General features: G+C 43.6%; 19 protein-coding genes. 12 read left to right on the top strand and 7 right to left on the bottom strand.

Features of this window, described 5'->3' with window-relative positions; translation table 11 throughout:
* Positions 1-102 precede the first annotated feature (102 nt).
* The 5 genes from creD to G6047_RS15215 form a co-directional block, all read right to left on the bottom strand.
* Complete coding sequence (gene creD / locus G6047_RS15235; RefSeq protein WP_169528485.1) at positions 103-1458, bottom strand: cell envelope integrity protein CreD; 1356 nt, start codon at positions 1456-1458, stop codon at positions 103-105.
* 2 nt (positions 1459-1460) lie between these two features.
* The gene (locus G6047_RS15230; RefSeq protein WP_169528484.1) at positions 1461-1787 is read right to left on the bottom strand and encodes a hypothetical protein; all 327 of its coding nucleotides are present in this window, start codon (positions 1785-1787) and stop codon (positions 1461-1463) included.
* Positions 1756-2328, bottom strand: coding sequence for a DUF1361 domain-containing protein (locus G6047_RS15225; RefSeq protein ID WP_169528483.1), 573 nt, complete (start codon positions 2326-2328; stop codon positions 1756-1758). Before G6047_RS15225 ends, G6047_RS15230 begins: the two co-directional genes overlap by 32 nt.
* 138 nt (positions 2329-2466) lie before the next feature.
* On the bottom strand, positions 2467-2763 hold the full coding sequence (locus tag G6047_RS15220) for a winged helix-turn-helix domain-containing protein (RefSeq protein WP_169528482.1): 297 nt from the start codon (positions 2761-2763) through the stop codon (positions 2467-2469).
* Between the two features lie 81 nt (positions 2764-2844).
* Positions 2845-3465 (bottom strand): hypothetical protein, encoded by a 621-nt coding sequence (locus G6047_RS15215; RefSeq protein ID WP_169528481.1) that lies wholly within the window; start codon positions 3463-3465, stop codon positions 2845-2847.
* A 299-nt stretch (positions 3466-3764) separates the two neighbouring features.
* Between G6047_RS15215 and G6047_RS15210 the strand changes: the two genes are divergently transcribed.
* From G6047_RS15210 to G6047_RS15200, 3 genes are all read left to right on the top strand, one after another.
* On the top strand, positions 3765-4868 hold the full coding sequence (locus tag G6047_RS15210) for a glycosyltransferase (RefSeq protein WP_169528480.1): 1104 nt from the start codon (positions 3765-3767) through the stop codon (positions 4866-4868).
* The gene (locus tag G6047_RS15205; protein ID WP_169528479.1) at positions 4859-5407 is read left to right on the top strand and encodes an RNA polymerase sigma factor; all 549 of its coding nucleotides are present in this window, start codon (positions 4859-4861) and stop codon (positions 5405-5407) included. The genes G6047_RS15210 and G6047_RS15205 overlap by 10 nt, the downstream gene beginning before the upstream one ends.
* Before the next feature lie 425 nt (positions 5408-5832).
* Entirely contained in the window at positions 5833-6684 is an 852-nt protein-coding gene (locus G6047_RS15200) for an energy transducer TonB (protein ID WP_169528478.1), read from the top strand.
* Positions 6685-6812: 128 nt separating this feature from the next.
* On the opposite strand, the gene G6047_RS15195 is transcribed toward G6047_RS15200, so the two are convergent.
* On the bottom strand, positions 6813-7022 hold the full coding sequence (locus G6047_RS15195) for a zinc ribbon domain-containing protein YjdM (protein ID WP_169528477.1): 210 nt from the start codon (positions 7020-7022) through the stop codon (positions 6813-6815).
* Positions 7023-7105: 83 nt separating this feature from the next.
* Between G6047_RS15195 and G6047_RS15190 the strand changes: the two genes are divergently transcribed.
* The 6 genes from G6047_RS15190 to G6047_RS15165 all read left to right on the top strand — a co-directional run bounded on the left by G6047_RS15190 (position 7106) and on the right by G6047_RS15165 (position 15368).
* Positions 7106-8023 (top strand): ATP-binding cassette domain-containing protein, encoded by a 918-nt coding sequence (locus G6047_RS15190; RefSeq protein ID WP_169528476.1) that lies wholly within the window; start codon positions 7106-7108, stop codon positions 8021-8023.
* Positions 8023-10257, top strand: a complete 2235-nt coding sequence (locus tag G6047_RS15185) for a redoxin family protein (protein ID WP_169528475.1) — start codon at positions 8023-8025, stop codon at positions 10255-10257. Before G6047_RS15190 ends, G6047_RS15185 begins: the two co-directional genes overlap by 1 nt.
* A 78-nt stretch (positions 10258-10335) precedes the next feature.
* Positions 10336-11094: a TerC family protein gene (locus G6047_RS15180; protein ID WP_169528474.1), complete on the top strand. Its 759-nt coding sequence runs from the start codon at positions 10336-10338 to the stop codon at positions 11092-11094.
* Positions 11095-11190: 96 nt separating this feature from the next.
* Positions 11191-12060, top strand: coding sequence for a lipoyl synthase (gene lipA / locus G6047_RS15175; RefSeq protein ID WP_169528473.1), 870 nt, complete (start codon positions 11191-11193; stop codon positions 12058-12060).
* 87 nt (positions 12061-12147) lie between these two features.
* Positions 12148-13149, top strand: coding sequence for a type I glyceraldehyde-3-phosphate dehydrogenase (gap, locus tag G6047_RS15170; RefSeq protein WP_169528765.1), 1002 nt, complete (start codon positions 12148-12150; stop codon positions 13147-13149).
* Positions 13150-13187: 38 nt separating this feature from the next.
* Positions 13188-15368, top strand: a complete 2181-nt coding sequence (locus tag G6047_RS15165) for a tetratricopeptide repeat-containing hybrid sensor histidine kinase/response regulator (protein WP_169528472.1) — start codon at positions 13188-13190, stop codon at positions 15366-15368.
* Here the strand turns inward: G6047_RS15165 and lpxK are convergent.
* Positions 15343-16374, bottom strand: a complete 1032-nt coding sequence (lpxK, locus tag G6047_RS15160) for a tetraacyldisaccharide 4'-kinase (RefSeq protein ID WP_169528471.1) — start codon at positions 16372-16374, stop codon at positions 15343-15345. The genes G6047_RS15165 and lpxK overlap by 26 nt on opposite strands.
* A 49-nt stretch (positions 16375-16423) precedes the next feature.
* Between lpxK and G6047_RS15155 the strand changes: the two genes are divergently transcribed.
* Genes G6047_RS15155 through G6047_RS15145 form a run of 3 tightly spaced genes read left to right on the top strand, consistent with a single transcriptional unit; the run spans position 16424 to position 18893 of the window.
* Positions 16424-16990 (top strand): hypothetical protein, encoded by a 567-nt coding sequence (locus G6047_RS15155; RefSeq protein WP_169528470.1) that lies wholly within the window; start codon positions 16424-16426, stop codon positions 16988-16990.
* Positions 16990-18105 (top strand): Nif3-like dinuclear metal center hexameric protein, encoded by a 1116-nt coding sequence (locus tag G6047_RS15150; RefSeq protein WP_169528469.1) that lies wholly within the window; start codon positions 16990-16992, stop codon positions 18103-18105. The genes G6047_RS15155 and G6047_RS15150 overlap by 1 nt, the downstream gene beginning before the upstream one ends.
* Positions 18106-18107: 2 nt before the next feature.
* On the top strand, positions 18108-18893 hold the full coding sequence (locus G6047_RS15145) for a zinc ribbon domain-containing protein (RefSeq protein ID WP_169528468.1): 786 nt from the start codon (positions 18108-18110) through the stop codon (positions 18891-18893).
* Positions 18894-18967 lie beyond the last annotated feature (74 nt).

The raw sequence follows: 18967 nt of genomic DNA, 5'->3' as shown, positions 1-18967 counted from the left end.
AAAAGGATCTGGTGTTTATCTAATCTATTTGCTCCATAAAATCCCTAACCGCCGGCACGCCCAAATCATTTAACTGTTATTCGTTACCTGTTAACCATTAACTCAACTCCATTCCATTTTTCTCGAAACCCACATCACGCCTCCAAGTATGGCGAACAATCCGATGCTTCCGAACAAAAGCGCATAATCTTCCAGTTGGATGATGACATAAATGAAGCTATACAACACGGTCAGTGATATTCCGATAAGCGCCGGAAACTTGCGGTTTTTAAGAATCGAGATGGAATACAGCGAAATCATGGCGATTACCGCTGCCGATGCGACAAGATAAGCGAACATAAAACTGCTGTGTTCGGTTATGGAAATGAGCAAGGTGTAGAACATGATGAGTGCGAGGCCAATCATGGTATATTGGAAAATATGGATCTTGATTTTGCTCTGGACCTGAATCAGGAAGAAGATCAGGAATGTCAGGCCAATCATAAGGGAACCGTATTTTGAGGCGCGTTGGTTCTGTTGGTATTCGTCTACGGGAATCACGAATTTGACTCCGAATGCGAACCGCGCCAAATCTGGCAGGCTGCCGAAAGTTTGCTGGCCGAACGGACGGTTTACATGAAGCACTTTCCAGTTGGCGGTAAAACCTTTTTGGGTGATTTTCTTGTCGTCTGCCGGAAGGAAATTTCCGGTAAAGCTCGGATCCGGCCAGTTCGATTGCATGCTTACGGTGGTAGTTTTTCCAATCGGGACAAGCAATAGCTGACAGCTGCCGCGGTAGGTCATTTTGAATTGGAAGGTGCTGGCTGATTTGAGTTGGCGTGCATCAAAATAGCCGGTTTCAAGTGCGTCGACGCTGTCATTTTCGGCATTGTTGAAAACCGGTTCGAATGTCAGGTTTGAATCGCCAAGTTTGAGACGGACTTCATCACGGATGCTTTTAAGGTTTGTAGTTTTGATTACGACCGATGCCTTGTCCCATTGGATGTCTGCATCGGCAATATCACGCGAAGAAAAATCAGGCGCAGAAAATTTCCCTTTAAAGTCCATTCTGGAAGTATAAACGACAGATTCATAATTGCCATAATTGCGTTTATCGGTTTCGACTTTTGAATCGTTCTGCAATTCTTCCGGAAAGAAATAGGCGTATTCAGTGCTTGCGGTGCGGCTTGTTACGGTTTCTTTTGTTTTTTGGTTGACCGATACTGATTCTTCATAAACCGTGTATGGAATCCTGACGATAGGACCATATAAATACACATCTGTTCCCCATTTGTCGCTAATTTCCTTGACGACCTGCTGCTTTCGTTGGGATCTTTCCCATATGAGATTGTCGACGAGAAGCAATGGAATCAGTAAGATCAATGTCAATGCGCCGACCATTAAAAGACGTGCGGTTGTAGATTGCCAGAAAGGAGTTTTCGGCTGAAATTCCTGAGATTGGTTTTGTGGGTTTTCCATGATTATAAAAGGTTAGGGTTGAACAAATAGCAGAAATAAAAGAATGCGACCGGAATATTAGCCAGTACTATCAGCATACGGACAGAGAGCTGTTGCCGAAGCCCGGGTTTTATCCAAGCCAGGAAAAGTAAATGGAGTAAAATCAATGTGTTGGCAAATGCGGCGATTATCACGTAAATAAAACCGGCAATAAGAATGTTGTCGTCGGGAGATAGAATGTAGCCGAGAAAAAAAACAGAACCGATTACAAAAGAAGCAACGGCGACAGCTGTTGAATATTCACCGGAAAATGGCGGATTATATTCCTGTGTTTGAGTGAGTGTTTCCATAAGTATTGGATTTAAAATGTGATTTGATAAAGAAATAAGCCAGGTAAAACAGAAGCCCGAAACCAAGAGTAACACCGACACTTCTGGCAGTTATACAGAGTCGAATGATGTCAAATGCCAGAGAAAACGGATTACTTATCACATCCCAGCTGTTGTATCGTTCGAATCGGCCGAGGTAAATGCCAAAGCCTGATAAAACCGCTGAGAAGAATATCAGTATATCCGCCTGTTTTTTACCGATTCTCGAGTTCAGTATTTGCTGCATCCGAAACAAGGCGACAAGCCCGAAAAGCAATCCACTAATAGCGAAAGCCGACAGCAGCAATACATCGAACCAAGCTGTCATGTTTGCCGTGTGCCTGAAATGCAATAGATCTGTAATGAGATAAGGTGCGTTTGGCAGAAACAGCAGCCAGGTGATAAAAGTCAGTATGAGCTTGATTCCTTTAATGTTGCGTCGGTTTATTAAATAGTTGACAATGACAATCGGCACCCACGCCAGGAACAGATTCCAGATCAAAAAAGCGTAATGATGTGTCATTGTGAAACACATTCGGACAATCAAAAGGAGGAAGCAGAACAAAATCAGCAGTAAAATGCTGTCCCGAGAAGAATCGTTGAATCTGGAATTTATCATATAAAGTACTTTGTATTTCAAAGTTTAAAATCAAAAAAAAAGTTAGCTTTTGCGTATCAGTTTTTCGATAGCATCAATGTGGGCTTCAAATGCTTCCCGACCCGATTTTGTGGCCTTGTAACTGGTATTTGGTTTTCGTCCGATGAATTGTTTTTCCACAACTATGTAATTTTCGACTTCGAGTGCTTTTGCGTGTGAAGCAAGATTGCCGTCGGTCGTTCCCAGTAATTCCTTCAACGTCCCAAAATCGGCAGATTCATTCACCATCAAGATAGACATGATGCCTAATCGTATCCGGTGATCAAACGCTTTGTTTATATTTTGGATGATGTTTTTCACAGGGTCAATTAACAATGAATAATTAATAATTAAAAATTACAATCGATATAAATAAACTTCTGTACCAAGTGTTGTTCATTATTAATTATTAGCTCTCTTAAGATCATATTTATAATACATGATGCTTCCGTAAATGATATGGCATACACCAAAGCCCAGTGCCCAAAAGTATAAACCGTAACCTGAAAATTCGGTGCAGATGAGACCCAAAATAGTAATGCTGAGGCCAAGATAGCGAACATCTCCCATGGTATATTTACTGGCATTCACGCAGGCCAGGCCATAAAAGATCAGCGTAACTGGTGCAATCAAACCGTACACCTGGTGCCGTAGTAACAACAGGCAAAAAATGCCTCCGGTTCCAAGCGGAATCAGGAAGTTGAGCAACAATCGTTTAGAGGATGTGTTCCAGAAACTTTCGTTATTCTTTTTGGCTTTGGAAAAAGTCAGTGCCATGGCTGTGACGATGGAAAGGACAAGTACACCAAGTGCGATAAGTACGATATTACGGAATGTGGTGCTTTCCAGCGTGACGTAATAACCGCGGTGTTCATTGAGGATTTGTTTGGCGACAAAGGCACCAATCAAAGAGTAGCAGCCTGCAAGTATGCCTGCCAATCCGCTTAGGGAAAGGAATTGCGTACTCTGGTTCATCATGCGTCTGATGTCTTTGAGGTCGTCGAGGTACTGATTGTTTTCCATATTAAAGTACTTTGAATTGCAAAGTATGTAAATTTGTTTTGAATGGGCAAATTTTTTGGATTTTTTTTCTGACTGTATTTGTCTCGCGATAAATCAGATTATTTTACCCAAAAGTTACTTCGCGTGCGTGAGGGATGGTGGCATTGTCGGAGCTCTTTTGGCAAGCTCCTTTAGCTTTCCAAAAAGTGACTGCCTCCAGCCCGGCCTTCAGGACACGCCTAAAAAATTATTAATTATTAACTATTAATTATTCATTATTAATTGCTGATTATCTTTGCACCCATTTCCAACCCATCCCTATGTTGTTAATTTTACTCTGCGTTTTCATTGCCGTCGTTTTTATCCAACTCATTTATTACGTGTTGATTTTTGGAAAATTCGCCTATGCAAAGCCCCAGAAAAGTACGCCTAAACGCATCCCGGTTTCAGTGATCGTATGTGCCAAAAATGAAGAAGACCACGTTCGGGAATTCGTGCCGATGCTGGCCACCCAGGATTATCCCGATTTTGAAATTGTATTGATTGATGATGCTTCGAGCGATGGGACACTGGATTTATTCGAAGAATTCGAAAAGCAATATGCAAACGTCAGGCTTGTAAAAGTCGAGAACAACGAAGCGTTCTGGGGAAATAAGAAATTCGCTATGACGCTTGGAATCAAAGCCGCAAAAAAACCATATTTATTGTTTACCGATGCCGATTGCCGTCCGCAGTCGAACCAATGGATCATGGAAATGACATCTCATTTTACGCAGACGAAAACCATTGTCCTGGGTTATGGGGCTTACGATAAACTGCCTGGATTTCTCAATAAACTGATACGTTTCGAGACATTGCTTACAGCAGTCCAATATTTTTCATGGGCTAAAATCGGGAAACCTTACATGGGCGTAGGGAGAAACCTCGCGTATAAAAAGGAGGAATTCTTTAATGTCAACGGATTCATCGACCATATGAAAATACGTTCGGGCGATGACGACTTGTTTATCAACCAGGCGGCAACCGCTGCAAATACCGCGATTTGCTGGGCCAAAGAAGGTGTTACCTATTCCGAACCCAAGAAAACCTGGAAAGAATGGTTCCGTCAAAAGCGTCGGCATGTCTCAACTGCCAAGCACTATAAATCATTCGACAAATTCCAACTCGGGTTGTTTTATACCGTTCAATTATCTTTCTTTCCGTTGTTCGCTGTTTTGCTGGCGTTCCAGTTTCAATGGATTATCGTAGTTTCGATAATTGCTTTCCGATATCTTTTCACTTGGCTGACCATCGGATTAGCTGCGGGCAAACTCAAAGAAAAAGACACGATCTACTTTTTCCCGATTATGGAAATCGTCCTAATTTGGGCACAATTGAATATCTTTATCAGTAATATTTTCTCAAAACCAGTGCATTGGAAATAGGTGAGTACATCGAAAAGGCAAAAACAGGTGACCAGCCGGCCTTTACGTATGTGCTGAATTATTACTGGAACGAGGTGTACGGCTTTATGATCAAGCGCACCGAAAACGAAGCTGATACCGAAGATATCGTCATTGAAACCTTCGCGAAAGCCTTCGACAAAATTTCAACCTACAATCCGGAATTCCAATTCAATACCTGGCTCATCGCCATTGCCAAGAATGTCCATATCGACATGCTGCGCAAACGCAAAGCCCATTTTCTTGACATTGGTAATGACGACGACAATCCGGCTTATGACGTGGCTGATACAGAACCATCGGCCGAGGATCAACTCATCCGCAGCGAAAATCTTTCCAACCTGCTGCATTGCATCAAGCAGCTCAAACCGCATTACCAGGAAGTCATCCAGCTTCGTTATTTCCAGGAACTCAGTTATCAGGAAATCGCCGATGTGCTGGGTGAACCACTTACGAACGTTAAAGTTAAGTTGCTTCGGGCCAAGAAACTGCTGGCTGAGGTTATTGAGAGTAAGAAGTAGGGCGTTGTGTCGGCCTTAACCTTTCTGCTAAAAGGAACTTATGTCTGGCTGCCGCCGGGCTTGTTGGCACTCGCTTTTTTGCATCCGGTCATTTTCTACTTCTTGTAAAAATATCTACAGCCTTTTAACTTTCATCAGCGCAAAAAGAGCTCAGACAAAAATGTCTCAATCCCACACGAGCGATAGCGAACTGGCGAAGCAAACGCGAGCGGCTATTCCGAACCAACCTGATTTTCTAAAAATTTTATCTTTTTCCGTTTGAAATAAATCTGTTAAAATTCAATTCCGTCCCAACCTTTTCCCCAAAAGAAGCATCAATAAAAAATGTGTACTTCAACACAATTTTATGCACCATAATATAGTTGTTAACCTAAATCGATTTCGAACATGTAACACAGCTACTTAACCAATTTAAAACCTGTATCATGTCAAACATCAGTATTTTTGAGAAAAAGTGGATCGACCTTGTTTTTGAAGGCCGCAATCAAGCGTATGGAGCCTATCAGTTGCGGCAGGAAAACGGAAAGACCACTTTAATTGCACTGTTCCTCGGTTCCGGAGGAATTGGAATTGCCGTCGTTCTTCTGTCGCTTTTGAGTTCATTCAAATCTGTTCCGCCTGAAAATGATGGCACAGGGGCAACCCGTGATACTATCGTTGTTTCATCCTACAGATTTCCAGTCGAAAAGCCGAAACCAAATGTAGTACCTCCGTCAAAAAAGGTGGAGCGAACAGATGAAGAAATTCCAAAAGAAAAGCTAAAAAATCCTGAAATTGTAAAGCCGACTGAAAAACCTGTCGATATACAAACCAACAAAGAAGCCGAAAAACCAAAAGCGAACCCGGAAGGCTCTGAAAATGGCACAGAAGCAAAGAATCCGGAAACAGGGATTAACGGAACTGCTAGCCCGGGAACTGAAAAACCCGGTCTTGATCCTGCAATTGGCGTGGATGGTAAAGTGGCATCTGTTCTCTTAGATCGTCAACCACAATTCCCTGGCGGCCTTGGGAAGTTCTACGAAAAAGTCCGCGATAATTTCCATACGCCGGAAATGGACGACAGATCTGGCCAGGTCATGCGGGTAATGGTTCAGTTTGTGGTTGAGAAAGATGGTTCAATCACCGACATCAAAGCCCTGAATAATCCCGGTTACGGATTGGATAAAGAAGCCATCCGTGTTCTAAAAACCATGCGCGTCAAATGGGAGCCGGGAATTTACAAAGGACAAAAAGTACGGACAGCCTATACGCTTCCTATTTCGGTTCAAATACGATAAGAATCCCAAAATTATTAATAAGAAATCCAGCTCACGACGGGCTGGATTTTTTATTTGATCGATAAGTTCAGAGTCATTTTTCCTGCAAATAATTAAACTGTTAACCATTATCTGTCAATCGTTAACCATTATGCTTTCCTGACAAATTCCGTCCGCAATACCATAGCGGTTTTATTGACACGGCAATCTATTTCAGCAGGATCATCGGTCAATTTTATGTTGGTGACTTTTGTCCCGCGTTTGATCACATCTGACGATCCGCGCACTTTGAGATCTTTAATGACTGTCACTGAATCGCCGTCCTTTAAAATTGCACCGTTGCTGTCTTTAACGTCCATTGCTTTTTTTTGCAAAGAACGTAAAATCCGGCAATTGATACTATGGTTTATCGTTATCTTTAGAACCGAACCAAACATACAAAATGCCCGAAAACATCATCCAGACTTCGGGGCTCAATTTTCGGTATTCGAAAAAGCGCCCTGCGATTGAGAATTTGAACCTCAATGTCCCAAAAGGCAGCATTTACGGCTTTCTTGGCCCGAACGGAGCCGGAAAATCCACAACCATGCGACTGCTTACCGGAATTATCCCCGACGACTCCAATGCCATATCGCTATTCGGAAAACTCATCAACGAGCAAATGCCTGATATGTTTTCGCGAATCGGTGCATTGGTCGAAAGCCCGGCTTTATACCTGCATCTGTCCGGAAAAGACAACCTGAAATACATTGCCAGAATCAAAGGCATTTCAGAAAGCCGCATCGACGAAATCCTCAAAATTGTTGAATTGTACGATGCGCGGAACCGAAAGGCAAAAGCCTATTCACTTGGAATGAAACAGCGTCTGGCAATCGCGATGGCATTGCTCAGCGAACCGGAATTACTGCTGCTCGACGAACCCGTAAACGGACTCGATCCGGCCGGAATTGTAGAAATACGAATGCTTTTGGTCAAGCTGAACCAGGAACACGGCGTCAGTATTTTTGTGTCGAGCCATTTGCTCAGCGAAATCGAAAAAATGTGTACGCATATTGGGATCATCGCAAAAGGGAAGTTGCGGTTTGAAGGATCTATGGCGCAATTATCGTCCCAATTCAGCAAATGCCGCGTATCCTTGACGCTTTCAGATGCGGCTGTATGGAAAGACAAACTTTCCGGGACTTATTCAGAAGTCGAAATGATTTCTGCCGATAAACTCTCACTGCTGCTTCCGGATAAAGATTCCATTCCCGGTTTTATGCAGAAACTACTGTCTGAAGGAGCAAAGCTTTACGAAGTCAAAATCCAGGATGGGCTTGAAGAATGGTTTATGGAACTAACATCAGGAAAAATCGACTAATGGGAGCATTTCAGAATTTCGTCACTGCATTCAAAGCAGAACACATCAAGAAAAAAGGAACCGGAATTTATGTGTTAGGGTTGATTTTTGGGGCGATAGCTCCCATAATAGGATTTATTGCCTTGTTTTTCAATCCGCCGCTAAATACCCAAAATACGTTTCCGTTCAATCTGTTCGAAAAATTCATCTCGGAATTTTCACCTGCGTTCACCGGATTTTTCTATCCGTTGGCCATCATCATCTGCGTAAGCCGCATTGCCCAACTCGATCACAGATATGGCGGTTGGCAATTGATGGAAACACAGCCGTTGAACAAGTTTTCGATTTACTTTTCGAAGTTTTCAGTTATCCTCATCCACAACCTGATCACGATATTCAGTTTCCTGCTTGTGGGTTGTGCTCTGGTCGCCATTGGCACATTGTTCAAGGAACTGTCAAAAGGAGCTGAACTATCGGTTCCGGTTGTCTTTATTTTGCAGTTGTCACTCCGGCTTTTTGTGGTCGGATTGTTCTTTTCGGCCGTGCAATACCTGATCGCGGTTTTGGTGCCGAGTTTTATCTGGTCTATTGTCATTGGGTTTTTCGGGTTGCTGCTTTCGTCTGTTTTGGCCGGATTCAATATACGGATGGAGTGGAATCCGTTTACTATAATGGCAAAGACGGGCGATTTTACGCCTGGAAGCCAATTGGGTCATGTGATGCTTTACAGTGAATGGGTCGCCGTTTTATTGGGTTTGGTATTTTGTGCCATCGGTTTTCAATGGTATCGGTACAAATCATTCAAGGCCGCGTTTTTCAAAAAGAACTGTCCTGTTTTTGCGTTGGCCGTAGTCGCGATTGCTTCCGTCGGAATGTATTTTATGCTGAAGCCGTTGCAATACGAAGCGTATCCCAAAACCATCATCGACGGCAAAATTGAATCGGACAGGCAGTTTCGCGTTGCCTTTTTAATGGATCCGTTTACCGGAGATACTTTGGGGAAAAGCCTCGTAAATGACAAAAAGTTCAAGCTTTCCATGGATCGCAATATGCCGCTTGGAACGTATGAATTATACTTCCAGGGCGATATGAGTACGGGAATTCAGTTTGTGATGTCCCAAAACGACAGTTTGTATTTCGATGTCAAATCGTTCGCGAACAACACGGAAAGTACGATTACCGGAACCCGTCTGGCCGAAAACCAGGCCAAAGCACCAGGGGAATTTTCGTGGAGCATGGCCGAATACATGATGACGCAATCCAACGAATATCTGGATAAGCCGGGTGAAGTTGCCGAAACGATAGCATCGGAATGGAAAGAAGCCATAGACGAATCTGCCGGAAATAAAACCCGTGATAACTACATCCCTAAAGATGATTTCCTGTCGCTCGATAAAAAACGCATCCATTTGCGGTACCTCAATCTGTGGAATGCCTACATGGACAAACGAAAGGTAGTTTTTCCAGCGGCTGCAAAAGATAAAGAGCCGAAAGAAATTACCGAAATCAAGAAACAGATGCCGCTCAAAGACCAGACTTTGCTGGCCGACGATTCCTACATGCAATACCTGATTCATGAACTAACGGCAAAAGATACATCTGACACCGATAAAAACACACGTGAACTCAAGGCGATTTCCGCTTTAAAGCCAGATGCTTTCAAAGACCGTCTGTTATTTGCCAAAATGAAGCAGTCGCTTAGGGAAGCTTCAGGCAGTCCGGAACGCGCCGCTTTGATGGCCGATTATTCAAAAGGTATAGCAGATGTCAAATTGGGAACATTACTCACAAGTTTTTACACGGCCCAGGAACGCATTGCGAGAGGTAATCCGGCTCCTGATTTCATTGCGTCTGATCTTGATGGCAAACCCGTGAAGCTTTCAGATTTCAAAGGAAAATACGTTGCCATAGACGTGTGGGCGACATGGTGTGGCCCGTGCCGCATGCAGTCGCCGTTTTTTGAGACCAAGGCCATCAGCAGCAAGAAAAATAAGAACATTGTTTTTGTGGCGCTCAGCGTCGATAAGGACAAAGGAGCGTGGTTCCTTCAGGCAAAAACCAAGTCAAAATCGGTGAAGCAGCTGCATATCGGGCTCGATGATTTGTTTTCGAAAAACTACAGCGTGGAATCGATCCCGCGGTTTATCCTGATCGATCCGAACGGGAATTTCGTGAATTCACAACTGCCACCTCCGAGTGAAGCTGCATTTGGATTATTGCTTGCCAAAGAAACCGAGTCGGCCGTAAAAAGCTAAAATTATCTTTAAAAACGATTGGCTTAACGGGCTTTTCATCGGAAAAAAGTATCTTAATCCGAAACAATTCAACCTGTAATGGATTACCAGATTATCATTTCCCTGATTTCCCTTGTGGCACTCGAAGCCGTTTTGGGGATCGATAACGTCATATTCATTTCGATACTCGCGGCGAAATTGCCACAGGATCAACAAAAAAAAGCACGCCGGCTTGGGTTGATCCTTGCCGGCGTTTTGCGTTTGGTTCTGTTGCTGCTCATATCGTTCATACTCAAGCTTGACGAAGATTTGTTCACCATTGGCGGCAACGGATTTTCCGGTAAAGATTTGGTCTTGCTTTCGGGCGGATTGTTCCTCATCTATAAAAGCGCCAAGGAAATCTATCACAAAATGGAAGGCGAAACCGGCGACCAGACCAAAAATGTGGTTGCCTCGACATTTGGGCAGGTTTTATTTCAGATACTCATTATGGACATGGTTTTTTCGGTCGACTCGATCATCACGGCAATAGGAATGGTAAAAGAAGTCTGGGTGATGTATGTGGCTGTAATCGTGACCGTAATCGTGATGCTTTTTGCTGCCGAACCGATTTCGAATTTCGTCAACAGGCATCCGGCGTTCAAGATGCTGGCATTGTCGTTTTTATTGCTGATTGGGTTTTCGCTGATTTCAGAAGGTTTCGGCCTAGAGATTCCAAAAGGATATATTTACTTTTCTATGGCGTTTGCCTTACTTGTCGATATTTTCCAGATGAAGATGAACAAGAAACCCGAGCCGATCCAACCTCACGAACATTACAAAAAAGAAGAGGAACAGTCAACCGATAAAAAGTTCTGAAAATTAATAAGTAACAAGTAATGATTAACAATTGAATTTCATCTGCTATATAGTCAATTGCTCTTATTAATTGGAATTGTCCGTATCTTTGCACCCATGGAAACCATCCTCGAATCTACGCAACCCATTGCCAAGCCTAAATGGCTTAAGGTAAAGCTGCCGATCGGTAAGAATTACACCGAGTTGCGCGGCCTGGTCGACAAATACAAACTCAATACGATATGTACCTCGGGAAGTTGCCCGAATATGGGTGAATGCTGGGGCGAAGGCACGGCTACGTTCATGATATTAGGTAATATTTGCACACGATCGTGCGGGTTTTGTGGTGTAAAGACAGGTCGTCCGGAAACGGTTGATTGGGACGAACCCGAAAAAGTGGCACGTTCGATCAAGATCATGAAAATCAAGCATGCTGTCGTAACGAGTGTTGATCGTGACGATTTAAAAGACATGGGCTCAATTATTTGGTTTGAAACTGTCCAGGCCATCCGCCGCATGAACCCGAACACGACGCTTGAAACACTGATCCCGGATTTCCAGGGAAACACGAGAATGCTCGACAGGATCGTGGAAGCCAATCCGGAAGTGGTGTCGCATAACATGGAAACCGTCCGCAGATTGACGCGCGAAGTCCGCATCCAGGCCAAATACGACCGAAGCCTTGAAGTGTTGCGTTATTTAAAACAACAAGGAATCCGTCGCACAAAATCCGGCATCATGCTCGGCCTTGGTGAACTGGAAGAAGAAGTGATAGAGACGATGCGTGAATTGCGCGACGCCAATGTAGATATCGTGACCATCGGCCAATATCTGCAACCTTCAAAAAAACACCTGCCCGTAAAAGAATTCATCACGCCTGAGCAATTCAAGAAGTACGAAGAAATAGGGAAAGAAATGGGCTTCCGTCACGTCGAAAGTGGCGCATTGGTGAGAAGTTCGTATCACGCGGAAAAGCATATCCTTTGACGCTTACTTCTTTCTTTGACACGGCTTGCCTCTTAGACGCTCCGTTTTAAATACAGGTAATTGTTAATTATTCATTGTTAATTATTAATTGAATTGACCAGAATTGCCATTAATGGATTCGGGCGCATCGGAAGAACGCTGTTCCGGTTATTGCTCGACCAACCTACAATTGAAGTCGTTGCCATAAACGATATAGCCGATGCAACGACCATGGCGCATCTGCTCAAATACGACAGCATTCACGGTATTCTCGATAAAGAATGTTCATCAGATGAAACCGGAATCATCGTCAACGGCAAACACTATCCGTTTTTCCACGAAAGGACTACCGATAAGCTCGACTGGAAATCACTTGATGTTGATGTATTGGTCGAATCGACTGGAAAATATAAGACGTACGACGAAATTTACGGGCACATTGAAGCAGGGGCGAAGAAGGTGATTCTGTCGGCGCCATCTGAAACAGATAAGATTAAAACCGTCGTTCTCGGAGTCAACGAGTCCATTCTCGACGGGTCTGAGCCCATCGTTTCAAATGCAAGCTGCACGACCAACAACGCAGCACCGATGCTCAAGATAATCGATGACCTGTGCGGAATTGAACAAGCCTATATTACAACCGTCCATTCCTACACGACAGATCAAAGCCTTCACGACCAGCCTCATAAAGATTTGCGTCGGGCGCGTGCCGCTTCGCAATCTATTGTCCCGACAACTACCGGAGCTGCAAAAGCATTGACGCGGATTTTTCCTGAACTCGACGGAAAAATCGGCGGCGGCGGCATACGTGTTCCTGTCCCTGATGGTTCGCTAACAGATATTACGGCCTATGTGCGCCATGAAGTAAGTATCGAAGATTTGAATGCAGAATTCCACCGCGCGTCACAAAATGAGCTTAAAGGAATATTGGCCTATACGAAAGATCCCATTGTATCCGTTGATATCATCGGAAACCGGAATTCGTGCCTTTTTGATTCCCAATTGACTTCGGTAATTGGCAAAATGGTCAAGGTCGTGGGCTGGTACGATAATGAAATGGGATATTCTTCTCGTATTATCGACCTGATTCCCATCGTGTTTCCCAAATAATTTACCTACTTTTAACCCGGAATCGGAACAAATACTGCATGAACAGATTGCTACTGGCATTGCTATGCTTTTTATATTGCCTTTCAGGATCGGCCCAGAACAACGCCAATAAACCTGTTGACAGTACGGCATACTTCATTGAATTGGCCCAGTTCAATTCCAAAATCAACAACTACGCAAATTCGCTTTTTTATACCCAAAAGGCAATCGATTTTGCACACCGGAATAAAGACGCCAAAGCAGAGGCGGAAGCATCTTTATCGCTCGGAATCCTTTATATAGAAGTCGAAAAATACAACGATGCCACAGAAATGCTCACCCGAAGCATTGCCTTGTTCAATACCTTAAAGCCTTCTTCTCAACAAGCCTATGCCTACTATAATTTAGGGCTTTGCTATATGGAAAAGGAGAATTATACCGAAGCCGAAAATACCTTCGATAAAGCCAAGACCATTTACCAAAGCCTCCAGATTCCGGATGCCATTGATCTTTTGAATTTGCAGAAAGGTATCGTTTACAGGGCGAAAGGGAAGAACAAAGAAGCTGTGGAATTATTTAGCAGGCTTATTTCAACCCCTGACAAAGAAGACGACATCAAGATCAAGCCGGAAGCCTTATACCAACTCGGAACTATCGAAAGCGAGAACAGGCGAAGCACGTTGGCACTCAATTACCTGAACCAGTCGCTGAGCCAAAACCTGCAACACGCGTCGAATCTTGAGTTGCGGGCGCGCATTTTCAAAGCACTCAGTGTAGCTTATGAAGATATCGGCGACCTTAAGAAATCACACGATTATCTCAAAAAACACATTGAACTTTACACGGCGAACCAGGTGCGTAACAAGCAAAAGCTCGGTGCCGAGGATTATGCGAAGTTCAAGGAAGGTGAACGTTTGAAAACGATTGAACAACTCGACAAAGAGAACCGGGAAAAGGAAAAAGCCAATAAATTCGCCAAATTGATTACGATCCTGGCGATTGCGCTGATTTCGATTTTGTCTTTGTTGAGCCTGTCTTTGTATAAGAACAATATCATACGGAACCAATCCAACACGATCCTGAAAGACAAAAACAAGGAGCTTCAGATTGCCAAGGATAAAGCGGAAAAAGCCTCGAAAGCACGCGCGGAATTCCTGTCGACGGTAAGCCATGAATTGCGGACGCCATTGAACGCCATCAACGGAATCACCCACCTTTTGCTAGAAGAAAACCCTAAGAAATCCCAACTCAATTACCTGACGTCACTTCAGTTTTCAGGGAATTATCTGCTCACCTTCATCAATGAAATCCTTGAGATCAACCGAATTGAATCGAATAACGTGGTTGCTGAAAACATCAATTTCAACCTGAAATTATTGCTCGAGAACATCCAGAATTCGCTCAAGGAACACGCGACCAAAAACAACAATAAGTACACGATCGAGATTGATCCATCCATTCCGGATATTCTTGTGGGCGACCCGACCAAGCTGTCCCAGATTTTCATGAACCTGATAAACAACGCGTTGAAGTTTACGCAAAACGGAGAAGTCAGGGTCATCGTCTCCCAGTTGGCGCTTGAAAATAGCACGAGCATCATACGGTTTGAAGTGCTCGATACCGGAATTGGTATACCTGAAGACAAACAGGAAACCATTTTCGACAGTTTCGCCCAGGGTTCGATAGAGATCAACCGAAAATACGGCGGAACTGGATTGGGCTTGAATATCGTGAAGAAACTTGTAGATATCCTGGGTGGAAACATTGAACTCGAAAGCCGCATCGGGCAAGGTTCGTCTTTCTTTTTTACGTTGCATTTCAAAGTGAGCTCGGGCCAGCCGATCATGCAGGATGAAGATTATGACGAATCTGTCTTTACCAATAAAAAGGTATTGCTGATCGAGGACAACAAAATCAACCAGATGATTACGGCCAAAATGTGCGAGAACAAATTGATGCTTGTGGAAATCATCGACAATGGCGAAGATGCGATTGAGGCCGTCAAGAACAACTATTATGACCTCGTCCTGATGGATGTGCATTTGCCCGGAATCAATGGAACCATCGCGACCCAGACGATTCGCACATTCGACCAGCATACGAGAATCATTGCACTTACGGCTATTTCACTCAATGAAAATCGTGAGATGCTGTTGTCTTATGGAATGAACGATGTGATTACGAAACCTTTCGACCCGAATGATTTTTATCGGGTCATTGCACAGAATCTGTCGAATTAGCCTTTACGAAATCCAGTATTTTTTTATCGAAAATTTCCTTGTCGCTGAGGAATTCGCTTTTTATTGGGAGGTAGAAAAGATTATCGCTTATAAGTTTTTGCGATAACCTCACGTAATCTTTTTCGGTCGTGACGATAGGTTTTCCGGAGGAAGCCGATTGTATTCTAGCCACATCGGCATCTGAAAAATCATGATGATCGCTAAATTCCAGAATGGTGTCCGATGCATTTTTAAGATGATCGAAAAAGGGTTGCGGCTTTGCAATTCCTGCCACAAGGACTTTTTGTGCCTGAACGATATCTGAAACCAGCAATTCATCTTTTTCGGAATACACTTTTTCATCATAGCCAATTGATGTAAAAAACACCTTTTGCTTTGCCGATACGTTTAGTCTGATACAGATGGCATTCTGTTTTTGGATCGACAAATCCGGCGGACATTTGGTCACGACAATCACATTCGCCCGTTTTGCGCCGCGGCGGCTTTCGCGCAAATTTCCTGTCGGAAGTAAAAAATCGTCTTTGTACAAATCATTGAAAGCGGTCAGAAGAATGTAGAATCCGGCTTTCACACGCCTGTGCTGAAAGGCATCATCGAGCACTATTATTTCTGGTTTTGGTTCCGATTCGAGCAATTTATTGATCCCGTTGACGCGATCGGCATCTACCGCAACAGAAATTTCAGGGAATTTTCTATGGAACTGGAACGGCTCGTCACCAAGTGTTTCAGGTGTCGCAGCTGAATCCGCCAAAACAAAACCCGATGATTTCCGCTTATATCCGCGGCTCAATGTCGCCACCTTATATTGTTTGTGCAACAGCCGTATCAGGTATTCTACCATGGGTGATTTTCCGGTTCCGCCTGTGCTGAGGTTTCCAACGACAATTACAGGAACATGGAATGCGTACGATTTGAAAATACCTTTATCGTAAAAGTAATTCCTCAGACTTGTGATAAAATGATAGATGGCCGTAAACGGGAATAGTATTTTACGCAGTAGAAGCATGGTACTAAAATATAATATTATATTTGAAATCCGCTTAAGTCTGTAATTTATGAAATGGGGTTTTATATCTTTTTTGCTGCTGTTTCCTGTGGTTTTCTTTGCACAGCAAACAGATAAGGCAAGCATTCTTTCGGCAATCCTGTATCAGAATTATAAAAATGAGAAGCCTGTCTACAAAGGCCGCGGAAGCCAATATTTGTTCCTTTATTGCGACAAGACCAACAATAACGAAGAGATTTTCGAGACGGTAAATGCGATGAAATTACCGGCGGAAACGGTTAAGCAACTGCGGCAATCGGTGGCCAAAGATGTAACGGCCGAAACGTGGTCGACGGAACTCGAAACCATCCTCGCATTAGATAAAACCAATCTCAAAATCAAGATAAACGATTGTCTGAGCCTGGAGCAATACCAGGAAAGGCGCGCCCGGTTGAACCTCAATAACCAACGCCTGATGATTATCTACAAACCGCTTTTTTACGATAACGGCAATCACGCCCTGGTGAAAATCGTTTTTTACCGAAGCATCGAACACAACAGCGGAAGCGTGTTGCTTATGGAAAAAACACCAACCGGTTGGCTCATCAAAGACAACTTAAATCCGTGGTCGACGTAATGAAAATAAAGGATTTCCTGCCTTTGCTGGAACAAATGGCGCCTCTTGCTTATGCTGAGGATTTTGACAATGTCGGTTTGCTTACAGGTAATTTGGCCGACGATTTAAAAGGTGTCTTGGTCTGTCACGATGCCTTGGAATCGGTTATTGACGAAGCCATAGCCAAAGATTGCAACCTCGTGGTTTGTTTCCATCCGATACTTTTTTCGGGTCTTAAAAAGATTACGGGTTCGGATTACGTCCAGCGTGCCATTATCAAAGCCATTAAAAACGATATCGCCATTTATGCGGTCCACACGGCTTTGGACAACCATAAAGAAGGTGTGAACAAAATTTTCTGTGATGCATTGGGTATAATCAATCCTCAAATCCTTGTGCCGAAACAAAATTTCATCCGGAAACTGGTTACTTACACGACGCCAGAAAATGCAAATGTCGTTCGTGAAGCTTTGTTTAGCTCGGGTGCCGGAAGTATAGGGAATTATGAAAACTGTAGTTTTAATTCTGTCGGTACCGGAACGTATCAGGGAAATGCCGTCAGTAACCCCAAAGTCGGTGAGCGGGGCGAATTCGTTTCGGCAGATGAAACCCGAATCGAAGTGACATTTGAAAAACAGCTTCAATCCAAAATTCTTAAAGCGCTGTCTGAAGCCCATATCTATGAAGAAGTCGCTTATGAGGTGTACGACCTTAAAAACGAACACCAGAACATCGGTTTGGGTATGATAGGCGAGCTCGAAACGGCACGCAACGGCCAGGATTTTTTGCAGTTGGTCAAAGATAAGATGCAGGCCGAAGGTATAAGGCACTCGGAAATCCCGGATAAAATCATTCGCAAAGTCGCTGTCCTTGGCGGATCCGGAAGTTTTGCGATCAAGGCCGCGATTGCCGCAGGTGCCGACGCTTTTGTGACATCTGACCTAAAATACCATCAGTTTTATGAAGCGGAAGGAAAGCTGCTTTTGCTCGATATCGGGCATTATGAAAGCGAGCGTTTTACAAAAAATTACATAGTTGATTTTCTTATGGAAAAATTACCTAATTTTGCACCTGCCTTTCCAACAGGCAGCATCTTATTATCTGAAGTAAATACAAATCCGGTTAAGTATTTTTAAATATGGCGACTACAGCAAAAGAATTGAATGTTGAAGACAAATTGCGGGCTCTATATGACTTGCAACTCATAGACACTCGCATTGACGAAATCCGTAACGTACGTGGCGAACTGCCGCTTGAAGTGGAAGATCTTGAAGATGAAGTGATCGGATTGAGCACGCGTCTGGACAAACTCAAAAACGAGCTGGAAGTGGTCGAGGACAGCATCCGTAACAAAAAATCGGCTATTGAAGAGCATAAAGAATCTATCAAAAGATACGCGAAGCAGCAGGAATCTGTGCGTAACAATCGTGAATTCAATGCGTTGAGTAAAGAAGTCGAATTCCAGGAATTGGAAATTCAGTTGGCTGAGAAGCAAATCCGCGAAATGAAAGCTTCAATCGAACATAAGAAAGAAGTCATTTCGCAGTCCAAAGAGAAACTCGATACCAAGCATTCTCACCTGAAACACAAAAAGGCTGAGCTTGAAGATATCATGAACGAAACAGCTAAGGAAGAAGGTTTCCTTGCTGAAAAATCGGCTCAATACCGTGAAAACCTTGAAGAGCGTTTGTTGGGGGCTTATGACAGAATCCGTACCAGCGTTCGAAATGGATTGGCTGTGGTAAGCATTGAGCGCGGAGCATCTGCGGGTTCATTCTTCACGATTCCGCCTCAAACACAGGTTGAGATTGCTTCACGCAAAAAAATCATTACGGACGAGCATTCAGGCCGAATCCTTATCGACAACGTTCTTGCACAGGAAGAGCGCGAGAAAATGGATCAGCTGTTTGCAGAATTCAAATAATTATAAGAGTCCCAAAAGGGACTTTTTTTATGGCCGGACTTGATTGTTTTGCTTTTTCAATCGGCCAAAAAGCG

The sequence above is a fragment of the Flavobacterium silvaticum genome (assembly GCF_012911565.1).
GTDB lineage: Bacteria > Bacteroidota > Bacteroidia > Flavobacteriales > Flavobacteriaceae > Flavobacterium > Flavobacterium silvaticum.
This window is presented reverse-complemented; position numbering and strand designations above follow the sequence as displayed.

What these genes read in the sequence shown, in the direction of transcription:
- creD (WP_169528485.1), bottom strand. Translation starts at nt 1,458, where the DNA reads ATGGAAAACCCACAAAACCAATCTCAGGAATTTCAGCCGAAAACTCCT.
- G6047_RS15230 (WP_169528484.1), bottom strand. Translation starts at nt 1,787, where the DNA reads ATGGAAACACTCACTCAAACACAGGAATATAATCCGCCATTTTCCGGT.
- G6047_RS15225 (WP_169528483.1), bottom strand. Translation starts at nt 2,328, where the DNA reads ATGACACATCATTACGCTTTTTTGATCTGGAATCTGTTCCTGGCGTGG.
- G6047_RS15215 (WP_169528481.1), bottom strand. Translation starts at nt 3,465, where the DNA reads ATGGAAAACAATCAGTACCTCGACGACCTCAAAGACATCAGACGCATG.
- G6047_RS15210 (WP_169528480.1), top strand. Translation starts at nt 3,765, where the DNA reads ATGTTGTTAATTTTACTCTGCGTTTTCATTGCCGTCGTTTTTATCCAA.
- G6047_RS15200 (WP_169528478.1), top strand. Translation starts at nt 5,833, where the DNA reads ATGTCAAACATCAGTATTTTTGAGAAAAAGTGGATCGACCTTGTTTTT.
- G6047_RS15195 (WP_169528477.1), bottom strand. Translation starts at nt 7,022, where the DNA reads ATGGACGTTAAAGACAGCAACGGTGCAATTTTAAAGGACGGCGATTCA.
- G6047_RS15190 (WP_169528476.1), top strand. Translation starts at nt 7,106, where the DNA reads ATGCCCGAAAACATCATCCAGACTTCGGGGCTCAATTTTCGGTATTCG.
- G6047_RS15185 (WP_169528475.1), top strand. Translation starts at nt 8,023, where the DNA reads ATGGGAGCATTTCAGAATTTCGTCACTGCATTCAAAGCAGAACACATC.
- G6047_RS15180 (WP_169528474.1), top strand. Translation starts at nt 10,336, where the DNA reads ATGGATTACCAGATTATCATTTCCCTGATTTCCCTTGTGGCACTCGAA.
- lipA (WP_169528473.1), top strand. Translation starts at nt 11,191, where the DNA reads ATGGAAACCATCCTCGAATCTACGCAACCCATTGCCAAGCCTAAATGG.
- G6047_RS15165 (WP_169528472.1), top strand. Translation starts at nt 13,188, where the DNA reads ATGAACAGATTGCTACTGGCATTGCTATGCTTTTTATATTGCCTTTCA.
- lpxK (WP_169528471.1), bottom strand. Translation starts at nt 16,374, where the DNA reads ATGCTTCTACTGCGTAAAATACTATTCCCGTTTACGGCCATCTATCAT.
- G6047_RS15155 (WP_169528470.1), top strand. Translation starts at nt 16,424, where the DNA reads ATGAAATGGGGTTTTATATCTTTTTTGCTGCTGTTTCCTGTGGTTTTC.
- G6047_RS15150 (WP_169528469.1), top strand. Translation starts at nt 16,990, where the DNA reads ATGAAAATAAAGGATTTCCTGCCTTTGCTGGAACAAATGGCGCCTCTT.
- G6047_RS15145 (WP_169528468.1), top strand. Translation starts at nt 18,108, where the DNA reads ATGGCGACTACAGCAAAAGAATTGAATGTTGAAGACAAATTGCGGGCT.